Annotated in this window: 20 protein-coding genes and 1 tRNA gene; 4 read left to right on the plus strand and 17 right to left on the minus strand. The window is 33.1% G+C overall.

From position 1 onward, the window contains the following. Window positions 1-140 precede the first annotated feature (140 nt). From DYE58_RS06030 to rlmD, 6 genes are all read right to left on the minus strand, one after another. On the minus strand, window positions 141-1,925 hold the full coding sequence (locus tag DYE58_RS06030) for a VirD4-like conjugal transfer protein, CD1115 family (protein ID WP_004819908.1): 1,785 nt from the start codon (window positions 1,923-1,925) through the stop codon (window positions 141-143). Continuing rightward, a complete protein-coding gene (locus DYE58_RS06035) occupies window positions 1,922-2,407 on the minus strand; it encodes a PcfB family protein (protein ID WP_004819906.1) in 486 nt (161 codons plus the stop codon). The genes DYE58_RS06030 and DYE58_RS06035 overlap by 4 nt, the downstream gene beginning before the upstream one ends. Beyond that, on the minus strand, window positions 2,404-3,255 hold the full coding sequence (locus tag DYE58_RS06040; RefSeq protein ID WP_004819904.1) for an ATP-binding protein: 852 nt from the start codon (window positions 3,253-3,255) through the stop codon (window positions 2,404-2,406). Before DYE58_RS06040 ends, DYE58_RS06035 begins: the two co-directional genes overlap by 4 nt. Beyond that, window positions 3,252-4,022 carry a replication initiator protein A gene (locus DYE58_RS06045; RefSeq protein ID WP_000344986.1) on the minus strand — a complete coding sequence of 257 codons (771 nt, stop codon included), beginning with the start codon at window positions 4,020-4,022 and terminating at the stop codon, window positions 3,252-3,254. The genes DYE58_RS06040 and DYE58_RS06045 overlap by 4 nt, the downstream gene beginning before the upstream one ends. A 90-nt stretch (window positions 4,023-4,112) precedes the next feature. Beyond that, entirely contained in the window at window positions 4,113-4,394 is a 282-nt protein-coding gene (locus tag DYE58_RS06050) for a CD1845 family protein (protein WP_004819900.1), read from the minus strand. 18 nt (window positions 4,395-4,412) lie between these two features. Then, on the minus strand, window positions 4,413-6,011 hold the full coding sequence (gene rlmD / locus DYE58_RS06055; RefSeq protein WP_004819898.1) for a 23S rRNA (uracil(1939)-C(5))-methyltransferase RlmD: 1,599 nt from the start codon (window positions 6,009-6,011) through the stop codon (window positions 4,413-4,415). Window positions 6,012-6,103: 92 nt separating this feature from the next. On the opposite strand from rlmD, the gene DYE58_RS06060 reads away from it, so the two are divergent. Next, on the plus strand, window positions 6,104-6,937 hold the full coding sequence (locus tag DYE58_RS06060; protein WP_004819896.1) for a polysaccharide deacetylase family protein: 834 nt from the start codon (window positions 6,104-6,106) through the stop codon (window positions 6,935-6,937). Window positions 6,938-7,175: 238 nt separating this feature from the next. Here the strand turns inward: DYE58_RS06060 and DYE58_RS06065 are convergent, their stop codons facing one another. The 7 genes from DYE58_RS06065 to DYE58_RS06095 all read right to left on the minus strand — a co-directional run bounded on the left by DYE58_RS06065 (window position 7,176) and on the right by DYE58_RS06095 (window position 16,947). Further along, complete coding sequence (locus DYE58_RS06065; protein ID WP_115312104.1) at window positions 7,176-7,670, minus strand: IS630 family transposase; 495 nt, start codon at window positions 7,668-7,670, stop codon at window positions 7,176-7,178. A gap of 5 nt (window positions 7,671-7,675) precedes the next feature. After that, window positions 7,676-8,194: a helix-turn-helix domain-containing protein gene (locus DYE58_RS06070; RefSeq protein ID WP_115312105.1), complete on the minus strand. Its 519-nt coding sequence runs from the start codon at window positions 8,192-8,194 to the stop codon at window positions 7,676-7,678. A 326-nt stretch (window positions 8,195-8,520) separates the two neighbouring features. Next, a complete protein-coding gene (gene nifJ, locus DYE58_RS06075; protein ID WP_115312106.1) occupies window positions 8,521-12,012 on the minus strand; it encodes a pyruvate:ferredoxin (flavodoxin) oxidoreductase in 3,492 nt (1,163 codons plus the stop codon). Between the two features lie 182 nt (window positions 12,013-12,194). Then, entirely contained in the window at window positions 12,195-12,839 is a 645-nt protein-coding gene (locus DYE58_RS06080) for an aspartate/glutamate racemase family protein (protein ID WP_004819888.1), read from the minus strand. 21 nt (window positions 12,840-12,860) lie between these two features. Further along, window positions 12,861-14,045: a methionine gamma-lyase gene (megL, locus tag DYE58_RS06085; RefSeq protein WP_004819886.1), complete on the minus strand. Its 1,185-nt coding sequence runs from the start codon at window positions 14,043-14,045 to the stop codon at window positions 12,861-12,863. A gap of 28 nt (window positions 14,046-14,073) precedes the next feature. Continuing rightward, window positions 14,074-15,426 carry a Na+/H+ antiporter NhaC family protein gene (locus tag DYE58_RS06090; protein ID WP_004819884.1) on the minus strand — a complete coding sequence of 451 codons (1,353 nt, stop codon included), beginning with the start codon at window positions 15,424-15,426 and terminating at the stop codon, window positions 14,074-14,076. 12 nt (window positions 15,427-15,438) lie between these two features. Then, window positions 15,439-16,947 carry a sigma-54 interaction domain-containing protein gene (locus DYE58_RS06095; protein WP_115312107.1) on the minus strand — a complete coding sequence of 503 codons (1,509 nt, stop codon included), beginning with the start codon at window positions 16,945-16,947 and terminating at the stop codon, window positions 15,439-15,441. 217 nt (window positions 16,948-17,164) lie between these two features. Here DYE58_RS06095 and DYE58_RS06100 point away from each other — a divergent pair, with 217 nt between their 5' ends. Together DYE58_RS06100 and DYE58_RS06105 are read left to right on the plus strand one after the other, a co-directional pair. Then, window positions 17,165-17,479 (plus strand): hypothetical protein, encoded by a 315-nt coding sequence (locus DYE58_RS06100; RefSeq protein ID WP_004819877.1) that lies wholly within the window; start codon window positions 17,165-17,167, stop codon window positions 17,477-17,479. Between the two features lie 66 nt (window positions 17,480-17,545). Continuing rightward, the gene (locus tag DYE58_RS06105; RefSeq protein WP_040552162.1) at window positions 17,546-18,022 is read left to right on the plus strand and encodes a hypothetical protein; all 477 of its coding nucleotides are present in this window, start codon (window positions 17,546-17,548) and stop codon (window positions 18,020-18,022) included. Between the two features lie 43 nt (window positions 18,023-18,065). Here DYE58_RS06105 and DYE58_RS06110 read toward each other — a convergent pair whose 3' ends face one another. Further along, on the minus strand, window positions 18,066-18,623 hold the full coding sequence (locus tag DYE58_RS06110; protein WP_040552161.1) for a glycoside hydrolase family 73 protein: 558 nt from the start codon (window positions 18,621-18,623) through the stop codon (window positions 18,066-18,068). Continuing rightward, window positions 18,607-19,902 carry an RNA polymerase factor sigma-54 gene (gene rpoN / locus DYE58_RS06115; protein WP_004819872.1) on the minus strand — a complete coding sequence of 432 codons (1,296 nt, stop codon included), beginning with the start codon at window positions 19,900-19,902 and terminating at the stop codon, window positions 18,607-18,609. The genes DYE58_RS06110 and rpoN overlap by 17 nt, the downstream gene beginning before the upstream one ends. Window positions 19,903-20,029: 127 nt before the next feature. Between rpoN and DYE58_RS06120 the strand changes: the two genes are divergently transcribed. Beyond that, a tRNA-Arg gene (locus DYE58_RS06120) sits at window positions 20,030-20,106 on the plus strand. 126 nt (window positions 20,107-20,232) lie between these two features. Here the strand turns inward: DYE58_RS06120 and DYE58_RS06125 are convergent. Both DYE58_RS06125 and DYE58_RS06130 read right to left on the minus strand, forming a co-directional pair. After that, window positions 20,233-21,483 carry a dihydroorotase gene (locus DYE58_RS06125; protein WP_115312108.1) on the minus strand — a complete coding sequence of 417 codons (1,251 nt, stop codon included), beginning with the start codon at window positions 21,481-21,483 and terminating at the stop codon, window positions 20,233-20,235. 700 nt (window positions 21,484-22,183) lie between these two features. Then, window positions 22,184-22,732 carry a nucleoside deaminase gene (locus DYE58_RS06130; RefSeq protein WP_004823170.1) on the minus strand — a complete coding sequence of 183 codons (549 nt, stop codon included), beginning with the start codon at window positions 22,730-22,732 and terminating at the stop codon, window positions 22,184-22,186. Window positions 22,733-22,746 lie beyond the last annotated feature (14 nt).

A 22,746-nucleotide genomic window follows, 5' to 3' on the forward strand; every position in this document is an offset into this window, starting at 1 on the left:
TTTCAATAAAAAAAGCGATCGGAGTTTTTCTTTTCCAATCGCTAATACTCTTGCTATTTAGTTTTCCTTAGTGGGACTTCTTATCCTTATCATATCTTCTCCTTGCAATAAAAAAAGCAGTAAATCTATGTTCTTTAGACTTACTGCACTCTTGTAATAACCGTTTCTCTATTTAATTTTGCTTTCCCTTTTCGCTTGATATATTCCTCAATATCAAAGGCATTTTTCTTATCAAAATCTTCAAGTAACTTGTAATTCTTATGCTTTGTAATATCAAATTTATCTGATAAAAACGGTCTTACACCTCGAAGCTGAAAAATACATTTACTGCCATCCATAACCGTTATCTCATCTTGACTCATCAGCTCTTTTCCTGTCTTTTGGTAATTCAGTCCATAGCTATTGGCATTGGATCGTGTTTCCGATGTGTTATATAGATCTATGGTTTCTTTACCAAGTGTTTCAGATAGCTCCTTTAGTGTGGTCTTTTCCTTTCCACCAAGAAACAAAGTGCTATCGCAGTTGCCTACAATGGTATCTGCATTATCCTTGTAGATTGCCTTTAGCTGAGATTGTGCCTGCAAGATAATACTTGCTGAAATCTCTCTGCTTCGGATTGTTGCAATCAATTTCTCGAATTTTGGAATTAAGCCGATGTTGGCAAACTCGTCAAGCAAGCACCTTACATGAACAGGTAATCTTCCCCCGTATTCATCATCTGCCTTATCGCAAAGTAGGTTAAATAACTGCGAGTACATAATAGACACCACAAAGTTAAAAGTATCATCTGTATCAGAGATAATAACAAAAAGTGCTGTCTTTCTATCTCCGAGTGTATCAAGCTCAAGTTCATCTTCTTTCATCAAGTCCCTAAGCTCTTGAATATCAAAAGGAGCAAGCCTTGCACCACATGAAATAAGAATAGACTTCGCCGTTTTTCCAGCAGCAAGTTTGTACTTTTTATATTGCTTTACCGCAAAGTGCGTAGGCTCTTTCTTTTCCAATGCTTCAAATAGTCTATCAATGGGATTCATATATGTTTCATCATCTTCCCTGACTTCTGAAGCGTCTATCATATCCAGTAGTGTTGCAAAGTTCTTTTCTTCTCTTGGAGCTTCATAGAAGATATATCCAATAAGAGCTGTATAGTAGAGTTTTTCGGCTTTCACCCAAAAGTCCTCACCTGCTTTTTCACCCTCTCCCTTTGTGTTTGCAATAATTGTCTGCACTAATTTGAGTATATCTTTTTCACTTCTAAGGTAGGCGAATGGATTATACTTCATGCTCTTTTTGAAGTTGATGGTATTTAAAATTTTTATCTCATAGCCATTATCTTCAAGCATCTTGCCACACTCAATGACTATCGTTCCTTTAGGATCTGTTACGCAATATGACGAGTGCATCTGCATAAGATTCGGTTTTACATAAAATCTCGTTTTTCCACTTCCTGATCCACCGATTACAAGCACATTTTTGTTACGAGCATATTTAGGATTTGCCGGTCTGCCATTCATGGTTAATCGCTCAGTTTGGGTAAGTAAGATGTTATTTTGGAACTTTTCATCAACATAAGGCTCTATATCTTTTCTCGTTCCCCATCGTGCTGATCCATACTCTTTCCCCTGTCTGAACTTTTTAGCATTTTTCCCTTTGGTATAGACTATAAATTTAATTAAAACTGCTACTCCTACGCCCATTAAAATATCAGTTGGATGAATACTCGGAATAAAGCTCATGGTATTAAGCTCTAATATTCCTTGAAAGATTTTGTCTATCACATCGCCACCAGTATAGGCTCTTACATGGTGAGAAAAGATATTGCCAACATAGAAAAATGCAAGATAGGGAATATTCTGCTTTAGAAACTTTGCCTTATCTTGCACCTTAAATAAGCCTTTGATGTCTTTTAGTATCTTATCTATCATAGGCTCTGCTCCTTTTGTTTATTCTTGACTTTATCTTTAGAAATAGTATTCTTTGCCATCTCCTTGAACTTCTCAATATTTTTGTGAATGGACTCTTTCCTTTCCGTTTTCTTTTCCGATTCTGAAAGAGCGTGTTTAAAGGCTTTATCCATCACTTTCATATCTTTCGCTTGAAAGAACACTGAGTATTTACCTGATTCTTTGTCTTTCATTACCGAAAACTTAACTCCATATCTGTTCAGTTCTTTTTTCAGTTCCTTCAATTCTGTTTCTTCTACTGGTATCTCTTCAAGCTGTCCCTTTTTAACCATATCTTTGAGCTTCACTTCATTTCCTTTGCTACTAACGAGCTTTTCCAGTCCTCCGAGTTTCTCAGCCTCTTTCATTAGTTTCTTGAGTAAAGTCAAAAGAAGTTTTGCTGTTACTTTTCCGGCTTTAACCTCCATATTCAGCGTTTTTCTTGCAATTTCTTCATTGATCAAGTTCTCTCACCTCCAGTCAGTAATCTTTCTTTATTCCTCTTTAATTTTTCTTCCTGAATAACTTTTCTGTAATCTTCTCCAAGTACCATCACAGGAATACACATCTCAATAATCCTTGAGTAAATCCTCTGATATTCCACACTATCCGTACAGTTTTCAATTTGGCTGTATGAAAAATTTGTGGTAAAGATTGTTGGCTTATGCTTTAAATACCTGTTATTCACAATGTTATATACCTGCTCTTTGGCATAGCTTGTATCTCTTTCAATTCCTAAATCATCTAAGATGAGAACGGAAGTGTTTACAAGGGATTCGATATATGCGTTTTTATCAAGGTCAAATCCGCCTTTTTGCAGTTCGTTGATTATCTGTGAAAAGTTTCTAATCTTAACGCTTATCTGATATTGTTCAATCAGTGCATTGGCAATAGAGCAGGCAAGATAGGTCTTTCCGCTACCCACCGAACCATAAAACAAAAGTCCGATGTTTTCTTTTTTCATCAGTTCATAATCTTTTACAAAATTCTTTGCGATAATAAGGCTCTGATTTTCTTTTCCATGATAGTTTTCAAAGGTATATGCCCATTGAATCATGGATGTGAAGCAGATACTTTTTAATCTCTCGATTTCAAGCTGCTTTTGTCTTTCTTTTTCTTTTGTTTCTCTATCTCTATCGCATTTACAAGCTGTCTTAAATATCATCTGTTTTCCGAAAAATTCTAATGCTTTTCCATCTTTTCTTTCATGACACACTTTACAGTAGGCGTGTCCGTCTTTAATGTATTCTTTTTCAGGATTGAAGCTGTACTCCACATCTTCTATCATCACTTTCTCTAATTCTTTAATCATAAATGTACTCCCTTGTTATATTCCTCCCATGTAGGGATATTGGATTTTTTCTTACTTCCCTGATCTTTATAAAACCAAGAAAGGATTGTTGCTTTATGGTCTTTATATGTCTTTCCGGTACTTTGAAGATAGGTTGATAGTCTTTCAATGTAGTTATCAAGCTCTCCTGCCATTTTTATTTGTAATTCTCCTATGTCTTCGTCCTTTAAAAAGACATTTTGAAATGTTCCAAGTCCGCTTTTCCCAAAACTATATTCTCTCTTACTATACTTACTCTTATTATTCTCTATATAGTTAGAGTCAACATTTTGAACTTCCTGAAGTTCATTTTCTTTACTTCTGAGGTTAAAATCTCTTACTTCTGAAGTTAAGTTTTTTGACTTCTGAAAGTCATTTTCTTTTACCGCTATTATGCTCATAAAGTCTTTGACATAAATGACATTCGGCTTACCAAGTCCAAGCCTTACTCTTTCAATCAGTCCTATTCCTTTTTTGCTGTCTAACTCGTCCAATGTTTTTATGGCAGTAGGCTTTGAGATATTTCTTCTTCTCATAATTTCTTCAACAGTAAAATAGATAAATACTCTGCCTTCCTTGTCCACCCAGTTATTCTTAAAGGACATTCCTGTGCGTTTCAAAAGCATGGAGTATAGGATAATGGCTTCAGCAGATAGTCCCTTAAATTCTTCTCCATCTACCAATATTTCAGGTACTTTCAGAAAGTTAAATCTTTCCGCTTCTCTGTTATAGAAATAGTCAAAGTCCATGCAAGATCACCTCCCTCCTTAAAAATTTGCAAAGAAAAAGACGATAGTTTTTTCTTCTATCGCCTTTGGCAACCATTTTTATGAAATTTTTTAGATTGATTTTATCGCTTCATTGATACCTTGTAAAAAAGCTATAACTGTTGCTCCAACCATCGGTATTCCGTATGGACTAACTAAGAATCCAATAATCAATGCTTCGATTCCGATGGTAACTTCTTTTTGCAGAAAAGATGCAATTGCTCCAAATATGCAAAAAATCATCAGCAAATACAGTAGGGCTGTTCCGATACCAAGTAGAAATGTCAGAAATGCTGTGAGGATACTTAATACCAAGCTAATTGGAAATAAGATTATTTTTATTATCCAACTCATAAATACCCTCCATTTCTATTAAATCATTTTAAAATGCCTTAAAGCATCCATGATAGCTTCCTCTTTTTCCGGTGTGCATTGTGGAATAACTTGTTTATCTTTTTTTGACTTATTATAGTGCTCCCTTAATTCAATACCACATTTCCTTTTAATCTGAGCAATATAGAGTGTCGAAACCTTTAAATTGAATTTTTCTAATATATATTCTTTGATTTGTGCATAAGTAGCCTTGCTTTCAGCACTTGTCAAATCAAGCTCATCCAGCTTAATTTCAACATCTATATGCTTATCGACATCAAGTTTGGACAATAACGCTACCGTCTCCACATGAGAAGTTCTTGGGAACTGGTCAAGAGCCTTAATTTGAACTATTTCATATCCACGTTCTACAAATTTTTTTAAATCTCTCGCCTGTGTCACCGGATTACATGAAATATATAAAAACTTCTCTGGTGAAAAGTCTATTATTTTATCTATTGCCTTTGGATTTATTCCCTCTCTTGGTGGATCAAGCACTATTACATCCGGCACATATTCCAAATCTTTTACTGCATTTAAAACGTCGTCTGCTATGAATTTTATATTTGTCATGCCATTTAGTTTGGCATTTTCTCTTGCAGCTTCTACAGCTTCTTCAACTATCTCTATGCCAAGGGCCTCTTTTGTTCCCTGTCCCATTATTTGAGTTATAGTTCCCGTTCCACAATATAGATCTAGCAACACTTTGTCTCCCATATTTCCAAGCATATCTCTCGCCAAGCTATACAACACCTCGGCAGATTTTGTGTTTGTTTGGAAGAATGAATACAAACCAACTTTAAATTTCAATCCTAAAACTTCTTCGTTTAGATAGTCTCTTCCGTAATAAACTTCAACAACTTCCGGAACAATTGCATCGGATAGCGCATCATTCTTAGTGTGTATAATTCCGACTATTTTTCCATCTAGTTCTAATTTTAAAAGTTCTTCAAAATATGTCGTGTAATCAAATTCTTCGCTTGTTGTTACTAAATTTACCAATATTTCTCCAAGAATAGATTTTCTAATCAAAAGGTGTCTTAAATTTCCAACATGTCTCATCTTGTGGTATGGTTTTAAAACTCCGTCAAAATAATCTCTTGTAAAAGCTCTTATTGTGTTGAAATCCTGACTTACTATGTTGCAATCTGTTGTGTTTACAACTTCATAAAATCTATTTTTCATGTGTAGCCCAAGCGCTAATGGACCGTCCTTGTACTCATCTGAAAATGTGTACTCCATTTTATTTCTGTAGTCTTTATAAACGGGCGAAGCGACCATTTCTATATCAAAGTCAAATCCCTCGTCTCTATATAATTTATTTAATAATTCTCTCTTGTATTCTATTTCATTTTCATACGAAAATCTTTGGTATGTACATCCTCCGCACACTTCTAAATGTTCACAATTATTTTCTGTTTCAATCGGTGCCGATTTTAATACATTTATCAGTTTCCCTTTTCTGTGTCCTGCTTTTTTAATTTCTACAACTTGTCCTTTTATTCCGCCCTTTATTTTAAGTTCAAAATTTTCTCCCACAACTGTTGACTTGTTTGGAAATTTTGAATCTATTATAGTTCCTGTAAGTATTTTTTTCATAATTCACTCCTCTTTTGAATTATACCATAGAAGATTGTTTCTTAGGTTTATGTTAAAATGTTTACAACACATTATTTTAATCGGAGGACTTTATGAAAAAGTATATATTTTTAATTCTCATCGTGCTTGGTTTCGGACTTATATATTGGTTTCGAATTAGGACTGTGGGCAAGGGAACTCTGCCAGTGATAACTTACCATGGAATAAGTGATGAAAATCCAACTAATAGTGAATATGTGATTTCAAATGCCAAGTTTGAAGAAACTATAAAAGCTTTGAAGGAAGCTGATTTTACTTTCCTAACTCTATATGATTTAGACAAGCTTGTGAGTGGAGAGATGAAACTTCCAAAAAATCCTATATTTATAACTTTTGATGATGGTTACAGAAATAACTATGAAAATGCATATCCGATACTAAAAAAATATGGTGCTAAAGCTTCTCTCTTCATGGTAGGCTCTCAGCTCGAAAGACCTGATTTTCTAACTCGCCCGCAAATTATAGAAATGGCTGAATCGGGTGTATTTGCCTTTGGCAGTCACACTTATAGTTTAGATGGAACTTTTTTGGATGGTGCAAACAAGGGCAAGACTTTTCTCTCTTCTAAACTCGAAGGGGAAACTGACGCGGAATTTTACGCAAAAATAAAAAATGATCTGGTTTGGAACAATGACGTAGTTTACAATATGTCTTCAACTTTTCCAAATGCAATTGCATATCCAGGTGCAATGGTAAATGAAATTGCCAAAAAAGCGGTTGTTGATGCGGGATTAAAATATGGTTTTGTCGGCGCAAATAAGTTTGCTACAAAACTCAGCAAACTAGACCCTGATAATCCTGAAACCTTGCTTGAAATCCACAGATTCCACGTAAGTCCGTCTACTAACGTAAAAAATTTAGTTAGATTTTTACAATCAAATAACTAGCAAAATATTTTGAACTTTGTACTCAATAGGAGTTAGCTATGGTATTTTCCTTCTTAATTTTATTTTCTGTAACGATAATTTTATATGTGCTTTACAATAATGGTATTGTCTCTTTATCTACTAAGGTTGCTCTACTCTTTTATGAAAAATTTAGTCTTTCAAATGACAATCACTATGCTAAATTTAAATTTTGTACCGGTTTTACAAGGCGTGTTTTAATACTATTATCCTATTAAATCTAGATATATAACCAATCCCTATTGGTGATACTTTTAACCATCTCTTTTGTTAATTTATTTATCGTTTCACACAACCTATCCACTACGTCTGATAATGTGTGAAAAAATTCATTTTTAAATCCCATAGTCCTAATTTGTTTCCAAATCTGTTCTATGGGGTTCATTTCTGGTGTATATGGTGGTATATGCATTATTTCTATGTTTTCCGGTATTCTTAATCCTTTGGATTTATGCCATGTTGCTCCATCACATACTAGTAGTATCATATCATTCTTATAGGTTTTGGAGAGTTCTTTAAAAAATATGTTCATACAGTCTGTATTACAATACGGCAATATTAAAAAGAAGTTTTCTCCTGTTGTTGGTTCTACTGCTCCATAAGTATATCTGTATTCTCTTAAATGATGACAAGGTATTGATGGTCTTATTTTATGGTTACACCAACAGTATTTCGGCTTATTTATGCGACCGAATCCCGCTTCATCTTGGAACATTATTCTTACTTTTTTATCCGGGTTAACGTTTCTAAGTTTTTTTGCTCTGCTGTTAATTTTTTTGAGGTCTCTATGACCTCTTTACTTGCTTTCTTAGGATGTTTACTTCTTGGCATTATTTTTCTAAATCCGTGTCTTTTTAGTACTCTATATATTTGACCCGTTCCTATGGAATGTCCTACAAGCTTTACATATGCTTTTTCTATTTCTTTGGCTGTTACTATTTGTCCACTTTCTGCTTTTTCTTCAAATTGCTTTAGGAATTCTTTTTCTTCTTCAAAGCAGAGATTTCTATGATTGCCTTGTCTTTTTTTATTTTTTAATGCGTTTACAGAATCTTCTCTGTATGCTTTTAACCATGCGAATACTGTAGATTTTCCAACATCTAATTTTTCAGATATGGATTTGGCACTGTTGCCTTTAAGTTTTAGCATTATGGCTTTAATCCTTATATATTCTCTTTTGTTATTAGTTTTTTTGAGGTCTACTTCTAATTCTTGAATTTGTTTTTGTATATCTTTCATAATATTATTATACTACATTAAATCACACAATTGTATCTATTGTTTAACGGATATTAGTATAAAATTTGAACAAGACAAAATATATGATTTTTATTTAGAAAATAATCTTTCAAGAGGTGAAGTTTGTGTGGAAATTTTAGATTCGAAGAAGAATGTTTTATTTACTTTAAATAGTTTAAATCCTTCGCACAGCCAATATATGCTAACTGATGCAAAATATTTTTTTAAAGTCAATTTTAAAAAGGCTTCCGGTTATTATAAATTTTCCTGGAAATAATAGACAAGCTGAACACTTAAATTGTGTTCAGCTTGTTTCATTTTATTATTTAATTTTCTGCCAACTTTTTATATTTAGCATATCTAAATTTAGAGTCTTCTTCTGCCATTTGATACAATTGTTCTGCAACTTCAGGGAATGTCTTCTTCAATGAAGTGTATCTAACTTCTGAATCTAAAAATTCTTGGAATGATGCTGTCGGTTCTTTAGAGTCCAATGTGAATGGATTCTTTCCTTCTACTATCAATTGAGGATTGTATCTATATAAGTGCCAATATCCTGCTTCTACGGCGCGTTTTTCTTGCGCTATACTCTTGCCCATTCCATTTAGTAGCCCATGGTTTATACATGGTGCGTAGCAAATTACTATTGATGGTCCATCATAGCTTTCTGCTTCTTTTAAAGCTTTCATCAATTGATTCATATTTGAACCCATTGCAACTTGTGCAACATATACATAACCATAAGTCATAAGCATTGCGCCAAGATCTTTCTTTCTAACTCTCTTTCCACCTGCTGCAAATTTTGCCACTGCAGCTCTTGGTGTTGATTTTGAAGATTGACCACCTGTATTTGAATAAACTTCTGTATCGAATACCAAGATGTTAAAGTCTTCTCCACTTGCCATTGTGTGATCAAGTCCGCCGTATCCAATATCATAAGCCCAACCGTCTCCACCAAAGCTCCAAATTGATTGTTTTACAATGTAGTCTTTAAGTTTATATATTTCTTTTAGATTTTCATCGTCTGAATCCTTAGTAAGCTCTACGATTTTAGATTCTAATTCACGAGTTACTTTAGGGTCTTTCATATTTTCAATCCACTCTGTGAAGATTTCTTCTTTTCCGTTTGCTTCCATGTATTGTTCCATATGGAATTTTATAGTATTTCTAAGCTTCTTAACTGCAAGCGCCATACCATATCCATATTCTGCATTGTCTTCGAATAGTGATGATGCCCAAGCTGGTCCATGTCCATGTTTATTTGCACAGTATCCTGCTGATGGATATGAACCTCCCCAAATTGATGAACAACCTGATGCATTTGCTATAAGCATTCTATCTCCAAATAGTTGAGTTACAAGAGTTGCATATGGTGTTTCTCCACAACCCGCACAAGCTCCGTGGAATTCAAGAAGTGGTTGTTTGAATTGTGAACCTTTTACTGTGTTATCTTCCATAACATCTTCTTTAGGTTCAACTTTCATTGCGTATTCCCAATTGCCTGCTTGTGAAAGTTCTGCTTCCAATGGTTCCATTGTAAGAGCTTTTTCTTTTGCCGGACATGTGTCGGCACAGTTTCCACATCCTGTACAGTCAAGCACTGAAACTTGAATTCTATATTGTAAATCTTCAAGCCCTCTACCTTTTGCTTCAAGAGTTTCAAAAGCTTCCGGTTTAGATTCAACTTCTTCTTTGTTTAATAAGAATGGTCTGATTACTGCGTGAGGACAAACGAAAGAACATTGGTTACATTGTATACAGTTTTCTATGTGCCAATGAGGTACATTAACTGCAACTGCTCTCTTTTCATATCTTGCAGTTCCTGTAGGCATTATACCTTCTTCAACTCCAACGAATGCTGACACCGGAGTTTCGTCTCCCTTTTGAGCATTTAGTGGATTTAAGATTGTCTTTACATATTCCGGCAAGTCTTTTTCTGCAAGTGTGTCTTCGCCTTCTAACCAAGAAGCATCAAGTTCAATCTTTTGTAATTTTTCTATACCAGCGTCAACTGCAGCATAGTTCATTTGAACTATCTTGTCGCCTTTTTTGCCGTAAGTTTTCTTTATTGATTCTTTTAATTTAGCTACAGCTTCTTCGATTGGCAATACTTCTGCTAATTTGAAAAATGCTGATTGCATAATCATATTAGTTCTTGAACCAAGTCCTATTTCTTCAGCTATTCCTGTTGCATTTATAGTGTAGAATTCAACTTTCTTTTCAACTAAAGTCTTCTTCATTTGAAGAGGTAAGTTTTGTTTTAACTCTTCTTCTGTCCAAAGTGTATTTAGTAAGAATTTTCCACCGTCTTTGATTCCTTCTAACAAATCATAGTTGTATACATAAGATTGTTTTGAGCAAGATATAAAGTCAGGTTTTGTAATTAAGTATGTTGAGCGTATTGGTTTGTTTCCAAATCTCAAGTGAGAAATTGTAACCCCACCTGATTTTTTAGAGTCGTATGCAAAATATGCTTGTGCATACATTTCTGTTTCATCACCTATTATCTTTATAGCTGATTTATTTGCGCCAACTGTACCATCTGATCCAAATCCCCAGAATTTACACTTAATTATATCTTCAGGTTCTGTTTGAATTTCTTCTTTAACTTCAAGAGATGTATGTGTAATGTCATCGTTTATTGAAATTGTGAACTTGTCCTTTGGTTTTTCTTCTGCCAAGTTGTCATACACACTCTTTATATGTGAAGGTGTTGTGTTTTTAGAAGCTAATCCATATCTTCCCCCAACTATGATTGGCGCATTTTTTTCTCCGACAAATGCACTTAGTACATCAAGATGTAGCGGCTCATAAGGAGCTCCCTTTTCCTTAGTTCTATCTAGAACTGCTATCTTCTTAACTGTCTTTGGAACTACGTCTAAAAGATATTTTTTAGAGAATGGTCTATACAATCTAACTTTTATAAGACCTACTTTTTCTCCGTTTTTATTTAAGTAATCTACAGTTTCTTCTATAGTTTCATTTACAGAACCCATTGCTATGATAACTCTTTCGGCATCTTCTGCTCCGTAGTAATCAAATGGTCTATATTTTCTACCTGTTATTTCGCCCATCTTATCCATATAGTAAACTATTGTCTCTACTACATCTTCATACATTTGGTTTGTACTCTCAGCTGCTTGGAAATATACATCTGAGTTTTGAGCTGTACCTTTTGTGTATGGTCTGTTTGGATTCATAGACTTTAGTCTAAATTCATTTATAGCTTCAAAATCTACCAGCTTTTTATAATCTTCATAATCTACCGCTTCTACTTTTTGAATTTCATGCGAAGTTCTAAATCCATCAAAGAAGTGCATAGTAGGTATGCGAGATTTTATTGAAACAAGATGAGATACTGCACCTAATTCCAATATTTCTTGCACTGACGAAGACGCTATAATATTAAATCCGGTTTGTCTTGCTGCCATTACGTCTTGATGGTCTCCAAAAATTGAAAGCGCATGTGTTGAAAGAGCACGAGCTGCAACGTGTAGAACTCCCGGTAAAAGTTCCCCACTCATCTTGTACATATTTGGAATCATGAGCAAAAGTCCTTGTGATGATGTAAAAGATGTAGCTAAAGCTCCAGCTGATAATGCTCCGTGCATTGCTCCAGCTGCTCCACCTTCTGATTGAAGTTCTGAAACTTGAACTTGTTCCCCAAAAATGTTTTCCTTTCCGTTAGCAGCCCATGCATCTATTAACTCTGACATATCACTTGATGGCGTGATAGGATAGATAGGAGCAACTTCAGAGAATGCGTATGCAACATATGCCGCAGCTGTATTCCCATTCATGGTCATCATTTTTTTCATTTAATTTCCCCCTGTTAGTTATGTGAAAAATACTTCTTAACACCTGTATATATACCTATTAACTATATTGAACAAACTTCTTTATTTTGTATAGGTTTATAATTGCTAATTTATAGTTCATACGGTATAAATTTAGCACTCATTTTTTCTTAGCTCTTACATTCTTTAAAAGAACTCACAAGTTAACTCATGAGCTCTTTTATCATATTTTCTGTAGGATCAACAACATTTAATTTCGTCATAGATTTTATCTCATTTGATAGTTTTGAGAAATGTGTACATCCTATCAAGAGTGTATCAATCTTATATTCTCCAGTTATTCCCTCTATATAATTTAAAAAACCTTGTATATTCAAGACATTTAAAACATCCGTGTCCTCTGCTTCTATCTTTTCTACAAACGGCATATTGCCAATACATACTGAAGAATTTATGACATTATTTTCTGCAACTAATCTATCTAGAGAATAAGCTGAAAATCCATTAGCAGCTATAATAGCAAGATTTTTAACTCCTTTTAAATTTTTGTAAGTTTCAAGCGGAGTAATAATTTCTATCTTCTCGCGTTCTCCAATTTCTTGATAATCCACAGATAGACTTAGCGAATTACAATATACAAAAATTTTCTCTGCGCCTAAAGTTTTTGCCTCTTGAACATTTTTTTCAAACATTTTATTCAATTCTTCCCTTGAAAAATATTGCATTCTTGTCTGTTCTTCAGGTGTGTTTGAAAAAGGATATTCAATTGTAGAAATGTCAAATTTGTTTAAAATTTTCACCCCTTCTCTTGTATCTCCCTTTGTTCCTGCAAAAACTGCTACTTTCATAAATCCTCCCTATGCAATAAATTATACTAGTTGGTCCAACGCCGCTTTAAGGTCTGCAATTATATCTTCTGCATCTTCAAGACCTACTGAAAGTCTAACCAAACCTTCTGCTATGTCAGATGCTTTTCTTTCTTCCGGTGTGTATGGAGAGTGCGTCATTGATGCTGGGTGTTGAATAAGTGTTTCACAATCTCCAAGACTTACTGCAAGTGTACACAGTTTAACATTATTCATGAGTTTTATTCCAGCTTCTTTGCCACCTTTTACTTCAAAAGATATCATAGCCCCTGGAAGTCTCATTTGTTTTTTAGCCAATTCGTATTGTGGGAATGATTCAAGTCCCGGATAAGCAATTTTTTCAACTGCCGGATGTAATTCCAAGAATTTTGCAACTTCAACAGCATTTACACAGTGTTGTTTCACTCTAACCGCCAAAGTCTTCATTCCTCTGCCAAGTAAATATGCTTCAAAAGGTCCTATTACCGAACCTGTACAATCTTTTATACCCACAAGTCTAACAGCATCTATTATTTCTTTTGAACCCACTGCAAATCCTGCAACTACATCTCCATGTCCATTTAAATACTTAGTTGCTGAGTGAACTACTACATCTGCTCCCAATTCAATTGGTCTTTGGATATATGGAGTACAATAAGTGTTGTCAACTACCAATATACATCCTTCAACAGAGTGAGCCACCTTTGCCGCCGCTTCTATGTCTGTTAAATACATATTTGGGTTTGCCGGCGTTTCTATATATACTATCTTAGTGTTTTCTCTCATGGCATTTTCAATATTTTTTACATCTCTTGTATCTACAAAATCAACTTCTATGCCAAATTTAGAAAGTCCGTGATTTAATAGTGCAAATGTACATCCATATAGTGTCTTTGCCGCTACAACATGATCTCCCGCTTTTAATTGAGACCAAAATACAGATGAGATGGCTCCCATTCCTGATGAAGTTGCAACTGCTGCATCTGCTCCTTCAAGATTAGCTAATTTCTTTTCTATTACTGTTGTAGTTGGATTGCCCAGTCTTGAATATATGTATCCTTCTTCTTCAAGGGCAAATCTCTTTCCGCCTTGTTCTGCTGAATCAAATACAAATGTTGATGTTTGATAAATAGGTGTAGCTAAAGCACCATATTTATTTGTGTCGCTACCTTCGTGAATTGCTCTTGTTGAAAACCCTCTATTGATCATTTTTTACCCCCTGTTTATTTAAACCAACTTATATTTCTTTAGGTTGCCACTTTTCAAAATCCCAAGGATGTTTCTTTATAAAGCCATCTGCAAAAGGAATAAAAATTGAAAGTATTACAAAGAATGCAAGTGCAAACTGATACCATAACAACGGCATTATTTCAAATGGAGAGACTTTTCCCTCTGTGAATTGTACTGCCATTAATACTTGAGCTCCGTAAGGGATGAACCCTTGCATAATAGCTCCAAAACTATCTAACAAAGATGCTGACCTTCTTGGGTCAACTTTATATTCTTCAACTATATTTCTAACAATCGGTCCGTCGATTATTATAGCAACTGTATTATTGGCTGTTGCCATATCTGTCAATGAAGTTATAAGTGCAATACCTACTTCTGCTGACCTTCTGCTCTTGATAAAACTCTTAATTTTAAGTAGTAGCCAATCTATACCACCACCATAGCTAACAAGACCTGCAAGTCCTCCAGTGAGCATTGACAAAAGGAATATTTCAAACATTCCCGCAAAGCCATCATATACAAAATTTGAATACTCTAATAAGTTAAATACTCCAGTTGACATACCTATAACCCCTGAAAGCAATGTTCCAAGAACAAGTACAACGAATACATTCATTCCTGCTATAGAGGCAACTAGTACAAATATATATGGAATAACTTTTATAAATTCAAAATCATAAACTGCCTTCGTTGGCGCAACTTCCGGTCTTCCAAAAATAACTAACAACACTAAAGTAACGATCATTGCCGGAACTGACATCGCCAAATTGGCTCTGAATTTATCTCTCATAGCAACCCCTTGAGTTCTTGTAGCTGCAATTGTAGTATCTGAAATTACAGATAAGTTATCTCCGAACATAGCCCCACCTATCAATGTTGCAATTATAAGTGACATTGAGATTGTTGTCTTCTCAGCAAATCCTACTGCTATAGGTCCAAGCGCAACTATTGTTCCAACTGATGTTCCTGTTGAAATTGATATAAAACAAGCTATTACAAATATACCAACTGTGATAAGTCCTGGAGGAATAAATGATAATCCAAGATTTACTGTCGCATCAACACCACCCATTTGTTTTGAAACAGTGGAGAATGCCCCTGCAAGTATATAGATTATGCACATTATAATTATGTTTTCGTCTCCACAACCTTTTATAAAGACATCAAATTTTTCATCAATCTTTCCCTCTATTATTAAAAATGCTGCGATTATACCTATGATTACTGCTATTGGAGCTTTAAATCCATAAAATCCCATTGCATCTCCATTAAAAACCAAACTCATTCCTATTACCAAATAGGAAACTATAAATAGTAGAAATGGTATCAATGCTATAAAACTAGGTTTTTTCTTTTCCATACTCTAAACCTCCTACATTTTGTCTAATGAGTATTTTTTAATTCTATTAAGTAATAGAGTGTGAGTAGTGTTTAATTTTTTAGCCGCACTCCTTATAGAATTTGAATTTTTAAGAATACCTTTTATATATTGCTTTTCAAAATCTTCTACAGCTTCTCTCAAACTCTTTCCGTCTTGTTCCATAAACGCTTCTTCATGATCAAATTTTATATGCTTAGGCAAAACTTCTTGGTTATTTGACAAAACAACAGCTCTCTCCAAAACATTTTGAAGCTCGCGTATATTCCCCGGCCAAGAATAATTTTTTAGCATATCTTTTGCAGAATCGGTAAACACTATTGAATTTCTATTATATCTTTTACTCATTCGCTCTAAAAAATAACTTATTAAAATATCCAAGTCTTCCATCCTATCTCTCAAAGGTGGTATTTCGACAGAAAAAGTATTTAACCTGTAGAACAAATCTAAACGAAATTTACCTTCTTCTATAAGTTTTATAAGGTCTCTATTCGTTGCTGATACTATCCTTATATTCAAATCTATTTCTCTATTTGAGCCAAGACGTCTTACTTTTCTCTCTTGGATAACTCTTAAAAGCTTTGCTTGAAGATGATAATTTAATTCTCCTATCTCATCTAGAAAAACTGTTCCACCACTGCATGCTTCAAAGATTCCCATTCTACCGGCTGATTTAGCCCCGGTAAAAGCTCCAGCCTCATAGCCGAACAACTCTGACTCCAAGAGTTCCTCGGGAATTGCAGCACAGTTTATGCCCATAAATTTTTCATTTGGCCTTGAATAAGAGTGAATGGCCCTAGCAAACATCTCCTTGCCTGTCCCACTCTCTCCCAAAAGCAAAATACTGGTGTCAGAATCAGAGAACAATTTTGCCATTTCAACTGCATTTAATAAATTTGCAGATTCTCCAATTATATCATCAAAAGTTATGTAACTCTTGGTTGAAAAATTAAGCTCCCCAAATTCTCTTAAAGTGACCAAATAACCACTAAAAATATTTTCTTCAGAAAATAATTTATCTACATTTAGTAAAAAATTTCTTCCATTTATCATACAGATTTTATTTTTTATATTCTTATCAGCTTTATTTATAAGCTCTTCAACTTCTTTTTCTAAGATATAAGATGTTATCTTTTCTCCATCTTCAATATTTACAAAATACTCTCTCGCAAACTTATTTGCATATTCAATTGTTCCTTTCTTGCTAAGTAACATCACCCCTTCTGTAATCAAGTTGAGAACCGACTTCATTTCAATATCTTTTTCTTCAAAACTCATTACGTCAATTTCTTCAATGTGATCAAATCCATAGACGTTTTCCCATTCTGCATAAACTGACTCATAAACTTTATTTGACATATCAGGCAGTTTCAGATAAATTACATTACTATAGACTTCCATTGAAAGAATCGGTACGTCATGAATTTGTAAAACTTTTAGAATATCGAAGGTCAGATGCGGTCGGTTAATGTTAAATATTATTTTAACCCTTTTGATTTGCATGACTCCTCCTATGTTCTCATTAAATGTATAAGCAAATTTCATGCCAAGTTTTGTTCGCTAAAACTCTGTATAATAAAAAAGTATCCGTTTCTACTTTGGAATAATATTAAACCATCGTAATAAAAAAGTAAATATTAATCTTTTAAATGGATTAATTTTAAACCAACGTGGTAATATTTTATTCCATTTTTGTATTTTAAATTTTTTGAGGTGACTTATGGACGATTTAAGACTTACTATAAATAAAATAATTAGAACTTTTGATGATGAAGATTTGAATTTGGTGTACTCTCTTGTTAAAAGATTGAGTGAATCTTATGAAGAATATGAACCGACACAAACAGACTCTGAAAAACCAAAAGAGCAAATTAAAAATAAAAATGAAGTTATGGAAGACGAAACAGAAAGATTTAGCGTTGATGATGTTCCTTCTAAAAAATTGGACTATGCATCTGATGAACTATTGGAAGACTATGGATTATCTGAAAATGAAGAACTTTTAGAGCGTCTTATGATGTGGAGAAGAGATTAGCTTTTTGAATAAAATTAATCTTTACTACTTTATTTAATTTGTTATATTCTAAAGAGGGTGAGCAAATTGGAAATAAATCATACTCTCTTTAAAAAAATTCTTTTATATTTGATTGTGATAATTTTGCTGTATTTAGTCATAGATGGAGTAAATCTTTATCCTATTAAAAGTGTTGAAGATAATAACAAGAAAATTATTACTCAAAATAATTTTAATTCATATCAAAGTGAATTAACTAATAAATCCGGTAATACAATCGTTTATGTCTACAGAAAAAATGGCAACGTACTATTTTTAAACTATCTAAAAAGCAATGTTTTTAATAAATATAAATTAAGCTCACAATTTGTCACTAAAGATAAATCTTTAATTGGTACTGTCGCAACCGAGCAATTTTTAGTCAAATTAATTCATGTTTCAAAAGAAGATATTTTAATTAAAACTGTCGGTAAAACTGAAACCATAAAATTCTTTTTCTATAGTATTATAATTAAATTAGCAATTGCACTTTATAAAATGATTAGAAAAAAACTCCAACGCTGATATTAACCAAATTACTTGAAATATCAATGTTGGCGTTTCTATTTTAATCTAAATTGTGTAGTTCGTATCTTTCTATTATTGAAATAATTTTTTCGGCATACCTTGGGTCCGTTGCATATCCAGACTTTTGTAGTGCTCTGCAAGCTTCTTCATAGCTTCCGGCCTCTTTTACACTCTTATACCTCTTAGCTCCGGTTATCAGCCTTGCATAGTCCTCAAAACTTTCAGTCTTGGTATTATAACTTCTAAATGAAGCGCTTAAAGTTTCTTCTTTCCCGTCTATATATTCAGTGGTTTTGTAATCTACATAATCTTTACTATTTCCTCTTTTAATTCCAAAATAGTTGTTGTTTGTGTTGGACAACTCGCTATTTCCAAAGTTTGATTCGAGTGCTGATTGCGCCAACACCACTGATGGAAATAATCCAAAATTATTTGCCGTCTGCACCGCAAGATAAGTTGTATTATCCAAATATTCTCTTTTCCTATCTACAGTTTCTCTATCTGCTTCTCTTGAAATTACCATAAATATTATGAGAATAAATAAAAAACTGCTAAAAAAGAAGAATCCTCCACGTCGTCTCCTACGTCGTCTTCTCATACCTTCTCCTAACTTGTGATGAGGCTATTCCCAATTCATCACGATATTTTTGAACTGTTCTTCTCTTTATCTCAATTCCATCTTCTTCTAAAATAGCAACTATTTTGCTATCTGAAAGAGGTTTTGAGTTATCTTCAGCCATTATCAACTCTCTTATCTTCTTTTTAATATAATCTTTTGACACTGTATTACTTAAAGTTGCTCCTGCAAATAAACTTTTTAAAGCAATCGCACCCTTTTTATACTCTAAATATTTCCCATTTATCGCCCTTGAAACAGTTGAAATAGATATGCTCAAATCATTTGCAACATCTCTTTGTCTCAATGGTTTAAGCGGCAAATCATATATGAAAAAATCTCGTTGATGATTTATTACATACTCCATAACTTCTTTCAAAGTCTTATTTCTCATCTCTACAGACTTCATCAAAAGCACAGTTCTATTTAACTTGTTTTTTAAAAATTCCTTAGTTTCTTCATCTATTTCAGTTGATAACATATTTAAATAACTTTCATTTAGATGAATATTGTTTACTAAGTCCATCTTTATTAAGACATCCCTATTATCCACTTCAACAAATACATCCGGAATTACATATTCCACTCTTTTTTGAGTTTGGTAAGCTTGCCCCGGCTTAGGATTTAACTTTTTCAACGAAGAAATTAAAAGCGTAACCTCTTGTTCAGTTACCCCTAAGCTCTCTGCAATTTTTGATATTTTATTTTTTGCAACATCTTCCAAATGAAATTCTATTAATTCTCTTAACTTAGTTTCAGATTTTGGAACCTGACTTATAAGACATTCAGATAAATTTCTTGCTCCAATCCCCAATGGTTCGAATTTTAACAACATAGAATGAGCATTTTTAACTTGTTCTATACTTTGCGATAAAGTTTTAGCAACTTCTTCCAATTTAATTTTTAAATATCCCGACTCATCTAAATTTAAAATCAAATAGTGAACTATCTTTGCAATATCTTTATCTATCTCACACTCTCTAAGTTGTTCAAGTAGATATTCTGTCAAATCAATCTCTTGAAAAGCCAATTCTTCTATAAAATTTTCAGAGTGATTTACACTTCCTACTTTAGATTTTAAACTCTTGACATATCTTTCATCTTCTAGCCTAGATTTAAAATCCAACATCACATTTTCTTCACTTTCATCTTTTAAAAATGTCTCAAGTTCAAAAGAATTCATAGAAAGAATTTCCAATGATTGAATAAGACCATTTGAAATATTTAGTTTTGGTTGTAATTTTAAATCTAATTTTAACATATTCTCACCAATGAAATTATATCATAGTAAAGTGACCAAACTTCTAAGATATTCCTACTTTTTGTTTAAATTTACTGATTTGACTTTTTATAAAATTTAAATTAAAATTATCACGATATCAAGTTGTGCACACATAGCTCAGTAGGATAGAGCAACGCTCTCCTAAAGCGTAGGCCGGAGGTTCGAATCCCCCTGTGTGCACCAATTGTATCTCAGTGCTAGATTGAAAGCACTTTTTTATTTTATATTTACAAAAAAGGCGTTTTACATGATCCATGTTAAAACGCCTTCTCAACTTATTTTATATTCCCTTTAAATTTACAATTTATATCACTCTTTATATACTACTTTTCCATTACAGATAGTGTATTTTATTTTTCCAAATAATTTTTCTCCTATATAAGGTGAGTTAGATGATTTTGAATGAAATTTATCTACTACAAATTCTTCATCTATATCAAAGATTACCAAGTCTGCAACTGCTCCAACTTCTATTGAGCCTCTTTCCAATTTGTATAGTTCTGCTGGATTTATAGTCATTTTTCCAATGAGTTCCATCAAACTCAAATGTCCCTTTTTAACTAAGTTTGTAAATCCCAATCCAAATGCTGTCTCTAATCCTATTATTCCACTTGGAGCTTTTGTAAATTCCACCATTTTTTCATCTTTTATATGTGGAGCATGGTCTGTTGCGATTATATCTATTGTTCCATCTTTTAAGCCTTCAATTATCGCTTTTCTATCAACTTCTGTTCTAAGAGGTGGATTCATTTTAGCAAGAGTTCCCTTCTCTCTTACCAACTCTTCTGTACTTGTAAAATGATGTGGAGTTGCCTCTGCATAAATATTTGCTCCTCTGGATTTAAAATATCTTACAAGTTCAACCGCTCCAGCTGAAGAAATGTGTTGTATATTTACTTTACATCCTGTTTCTAATGCAAATACTCCTTCTCTTGCAACCATTACATCCTCTGAATATGAAGGTGCACCAAAAAGTCCCATCTCATCTGAAACAACTCCATGATTTATTCCATTTTCTACATTTAAATTTGGATCCTCTTCATGAAATGATATTGGCACATCCAATTCTTTCGCTTTTCTCATAGCTTCAAGTATCAAAGGATTATTAGTATTTGGAATTCCATCGTCTGTAAATCCTAAAGCACCATTCTCTATCATAGCATGCATATCAACGAGTTCATTGCCGTTGAAATTTTTTGTGAGCGCTGAAATTGTCAGTACATTTATGTCTTCTTTGCTTGCTCTATTATTAAAGTCTGACAAAGTTTCTACATTGTCCATAATTGGTTTTGTATTTGCCATGCAAATCACTGTTGTATATCCACCTGCTGCAGCTGATTTTGCCCCTGTGTGAATATCTTCTTTATGTGTAAACCCAGGATCTCTAAAATGCACATGCACATCTATAAAGCCCGGAGCCATTACTAAATTTGTTCCATCTATGTCACCCATAGAATCTATATCCCCTATTTTTTTTATACGTTCGCCTTCAATTAAAATATCTGTAACTTCATCTATACAACTTTTCGGGTCAATAATTCTTATATTCTTAATTATCATTTCTCACCTCTAAAAATCAATAATATTTTCTTTTAGCTTTTCTTAAATTTATTTTTACATACATTAATAAGCTTTGTAAAGTTTATATCATATCTTTAGTTTTCCGAATAGAAAACTCCCTCGAAATTTTCTTAATTTATCCTAAGCGATATTTCTATACTTGATTATTTATAATTGATTTTTTACTAATTTTCTATGTAATTGATTGAAATTCATCTCCAACGCAATAAATATATAATAAATTACTTTATTTAAACATTAGTATGATTAATCTTAAATAAACATCTAATACGTCATTTATTCTTCTAAAAATATCACATCATAATCTTTTTAGAAGAATATTCTATTCCTCCCATAATTTCTAAATATCTTTCACATAATTTTAATTTTTCAATTCACTACTGATAAAACTCATAATTTTTAGTTTTGTGTTCTTCTCTCCTTTGTCTTGTACAAAATCTGCCTTTTTACATAGGTAATTAGTTTGTTCTATATCAATAAAATATACTTTTTAACTTCAAATAGTTCTAATTTATCTAACAATCCTAATTTTTTTGTGTGATTTTAATAAATTAACTATAAAAAAACGGCTCATTCTCATAAATTTGCCGTTTTTTTGAAGCTGTTTTACAACAGCTCTTTATCTAATTCTATAGTATAATTATAAATTCAAAATTTAATCTTCCTTTTAATTTATTTTTTATTTCGTATGATTCCAATACCCCTTATGTAACTCAAAAAATTTATCTTCCAATTCCAAAAAAGGTCCTAATGTTTCAAATTCTTTTTGTCCACAAGCCAAGACAACTCTGCTTGGCAAATCTAAAGTTGGATTTCTTATATCATCACCAGTGTATTTTTTTAATTCTGACTCTCTTGCAATATATACATGTCTGCCCAAATTAGACCAATACATTGCCCCTGTACACATAGCACATGAATCAGCACAATTATACAAAGTAAAATCATTCATTTCTTCTTTAGAATAAATTTGAGATGCTTTTCTTATTAATAATGCTTCTGCATGTGCAGTACAATCCCCTCCTAAACTAACTTCTTCATTCCCCTGTTCCATAAGTATATTTCCTTCTTTATCCGCCAATAAGCAACCAAAAGGATGATTCCCTTTTTCTTTGGATTCTTTGCATATTTCTAAAACCCTATACAATAATCTCACTTCGAATTCTTTTAAGTCAGTCAATTTATAGTTTTCTTTTTGTTCGTATTCTATACTAAATCTCTTTTTCATTAAATTTCCTTTTC

The organism is Peptoniphilus indolicus, from assembly GCF_900454665.1.
GTDB classification, from domain to species: domain Bacteria; phylum Bacillota; class Clostridia; order Tissierellales; family Peptoniphilaceae; genus Peptoniphilus; species Peptoniphilus indolicus.

Bases quoted from the DNA above. Each gene is read 5' to 3' on its own strand.
- DYE58_RS06030 (WP_004819908.1), bottom strand. From the start codon at position 1,925: ATGATAGATAAGATACTAAAAGACATCAAAGGCTTATTTAAGGTGCAA.
- DYE58_RS06040 (WP_004819904.1), bottom strand. From the start codon at position 3,255: ATGATTAAAGAATTAGAGAAAGTGATGATAGAAGATGTGGAGTACAGC.
- DYE58_RS06045 (WP_000344986.1), bottom strand. From the start codon at position 4,022: ATGGACTTTGACTATTTCTATAACAGAGAAGCGGAAAGATTTAACTTT.
- DYE58_RS06050 (WP_004819900.1), bottom strand. From the start codon at position 4,394: ATGAGTTGGATAATAAAAATAATCTTATTTCCAATTAGCTTGGTATTA.
- rlmD (WP_004819898.1), bottom strand. From the start codon at position 6,011: ATGAAAAAAATACTTACAGGAACTATAATAGATTCAAAATTTCCAAAC.
- DYE58_RS06060 (WP_004819896.1), top strand. From the start codon at position 6,104: ATGAAAAAGTATATATTTTTAATTCTCATCGTGCTTGGTTTCGGACTT.
- DYE58_RS06065 (WP_115312104.1), bottom strand. From the start codon at position 7,670: ATGTTCCAAGATGAAGCGGGATTCGGTCGCATAAATAAGCCGAAATAC.
- DYE58_RS06070 (WP_115312105.1), bottom strand. From the start codon at position 8,194: ATGAAAGATATACAAAAACAAATTCAAGAATTAGAAGTAGACCTCAAA.
- nifJ (WP_115312106.1), bottom strand. From the start codon at position 12,012: ATGAAAAAAATGATGACCATGAATGGGAATACAGCTGCGGCATATGTT.
- DYE58_RS06080 (WP_004819888.1), bottom strand. From the start codon at position 12,839: ATGAAAGTAGCAGTTTTTGCAGGAACAAAGGGAGATACAAGAGAAGGG.
- megL (WP_004819886.1), bottom strand. From the start codon at position 14,045: ATGATCAATAGAGGGTTTTCAACAAGAGCAATTCACGAAGGTAGCGAC.
- DYE58_RS06090 (WP_004819884.1), bottom strand. From the start codon at position 15,426: ATGGAAAAGAAAAAACCTAGTTTTATAGCATTGATACCATTTCTACTA.
- DYE58_RS06095 (WP_115312107.1), bottom strand. From the start codon at position 16,947: ATGCAAATCAAAAGGGTTAAAATAATATTTAACATTAACCGACCGCAT.
- DYE58_RS06100 (WP_004819877.1), top strand. From the start codon at position 17,165: ATGGACGATTTAAGACTTACTATAAATAAAATAATTAGAACTTTTGAT.
- DYE58_RS06110 (WP_040552161.1), bottom strand. From the start codon at position 18,623: ATGAGAAGACGACGTAGGAGACGACGTGGAGGATTCTTCTTTTTTAGC.
- rpoN (WP_004819872.1), bottom strand. From the start codon at position 19,902: ATGTTAAAATTAGATTTAAAATTACAACCAAAACTAAATATTTCAAAT.
- DYE58_RS06125 (WP_115312108.1), bottom strand. From the start codon at position 21,483: ATGATAATTAAGAATATAAGAATTATTGACCCGAAAAGTTGTATAGAT.
- DYE58_RS06130 (WP_004823170.1), bottom strand. From the start codon at position 22,732: ATGAAAAAGAGATTTAGTATAGAATACGAACAAAAAGAAAACTATAAA.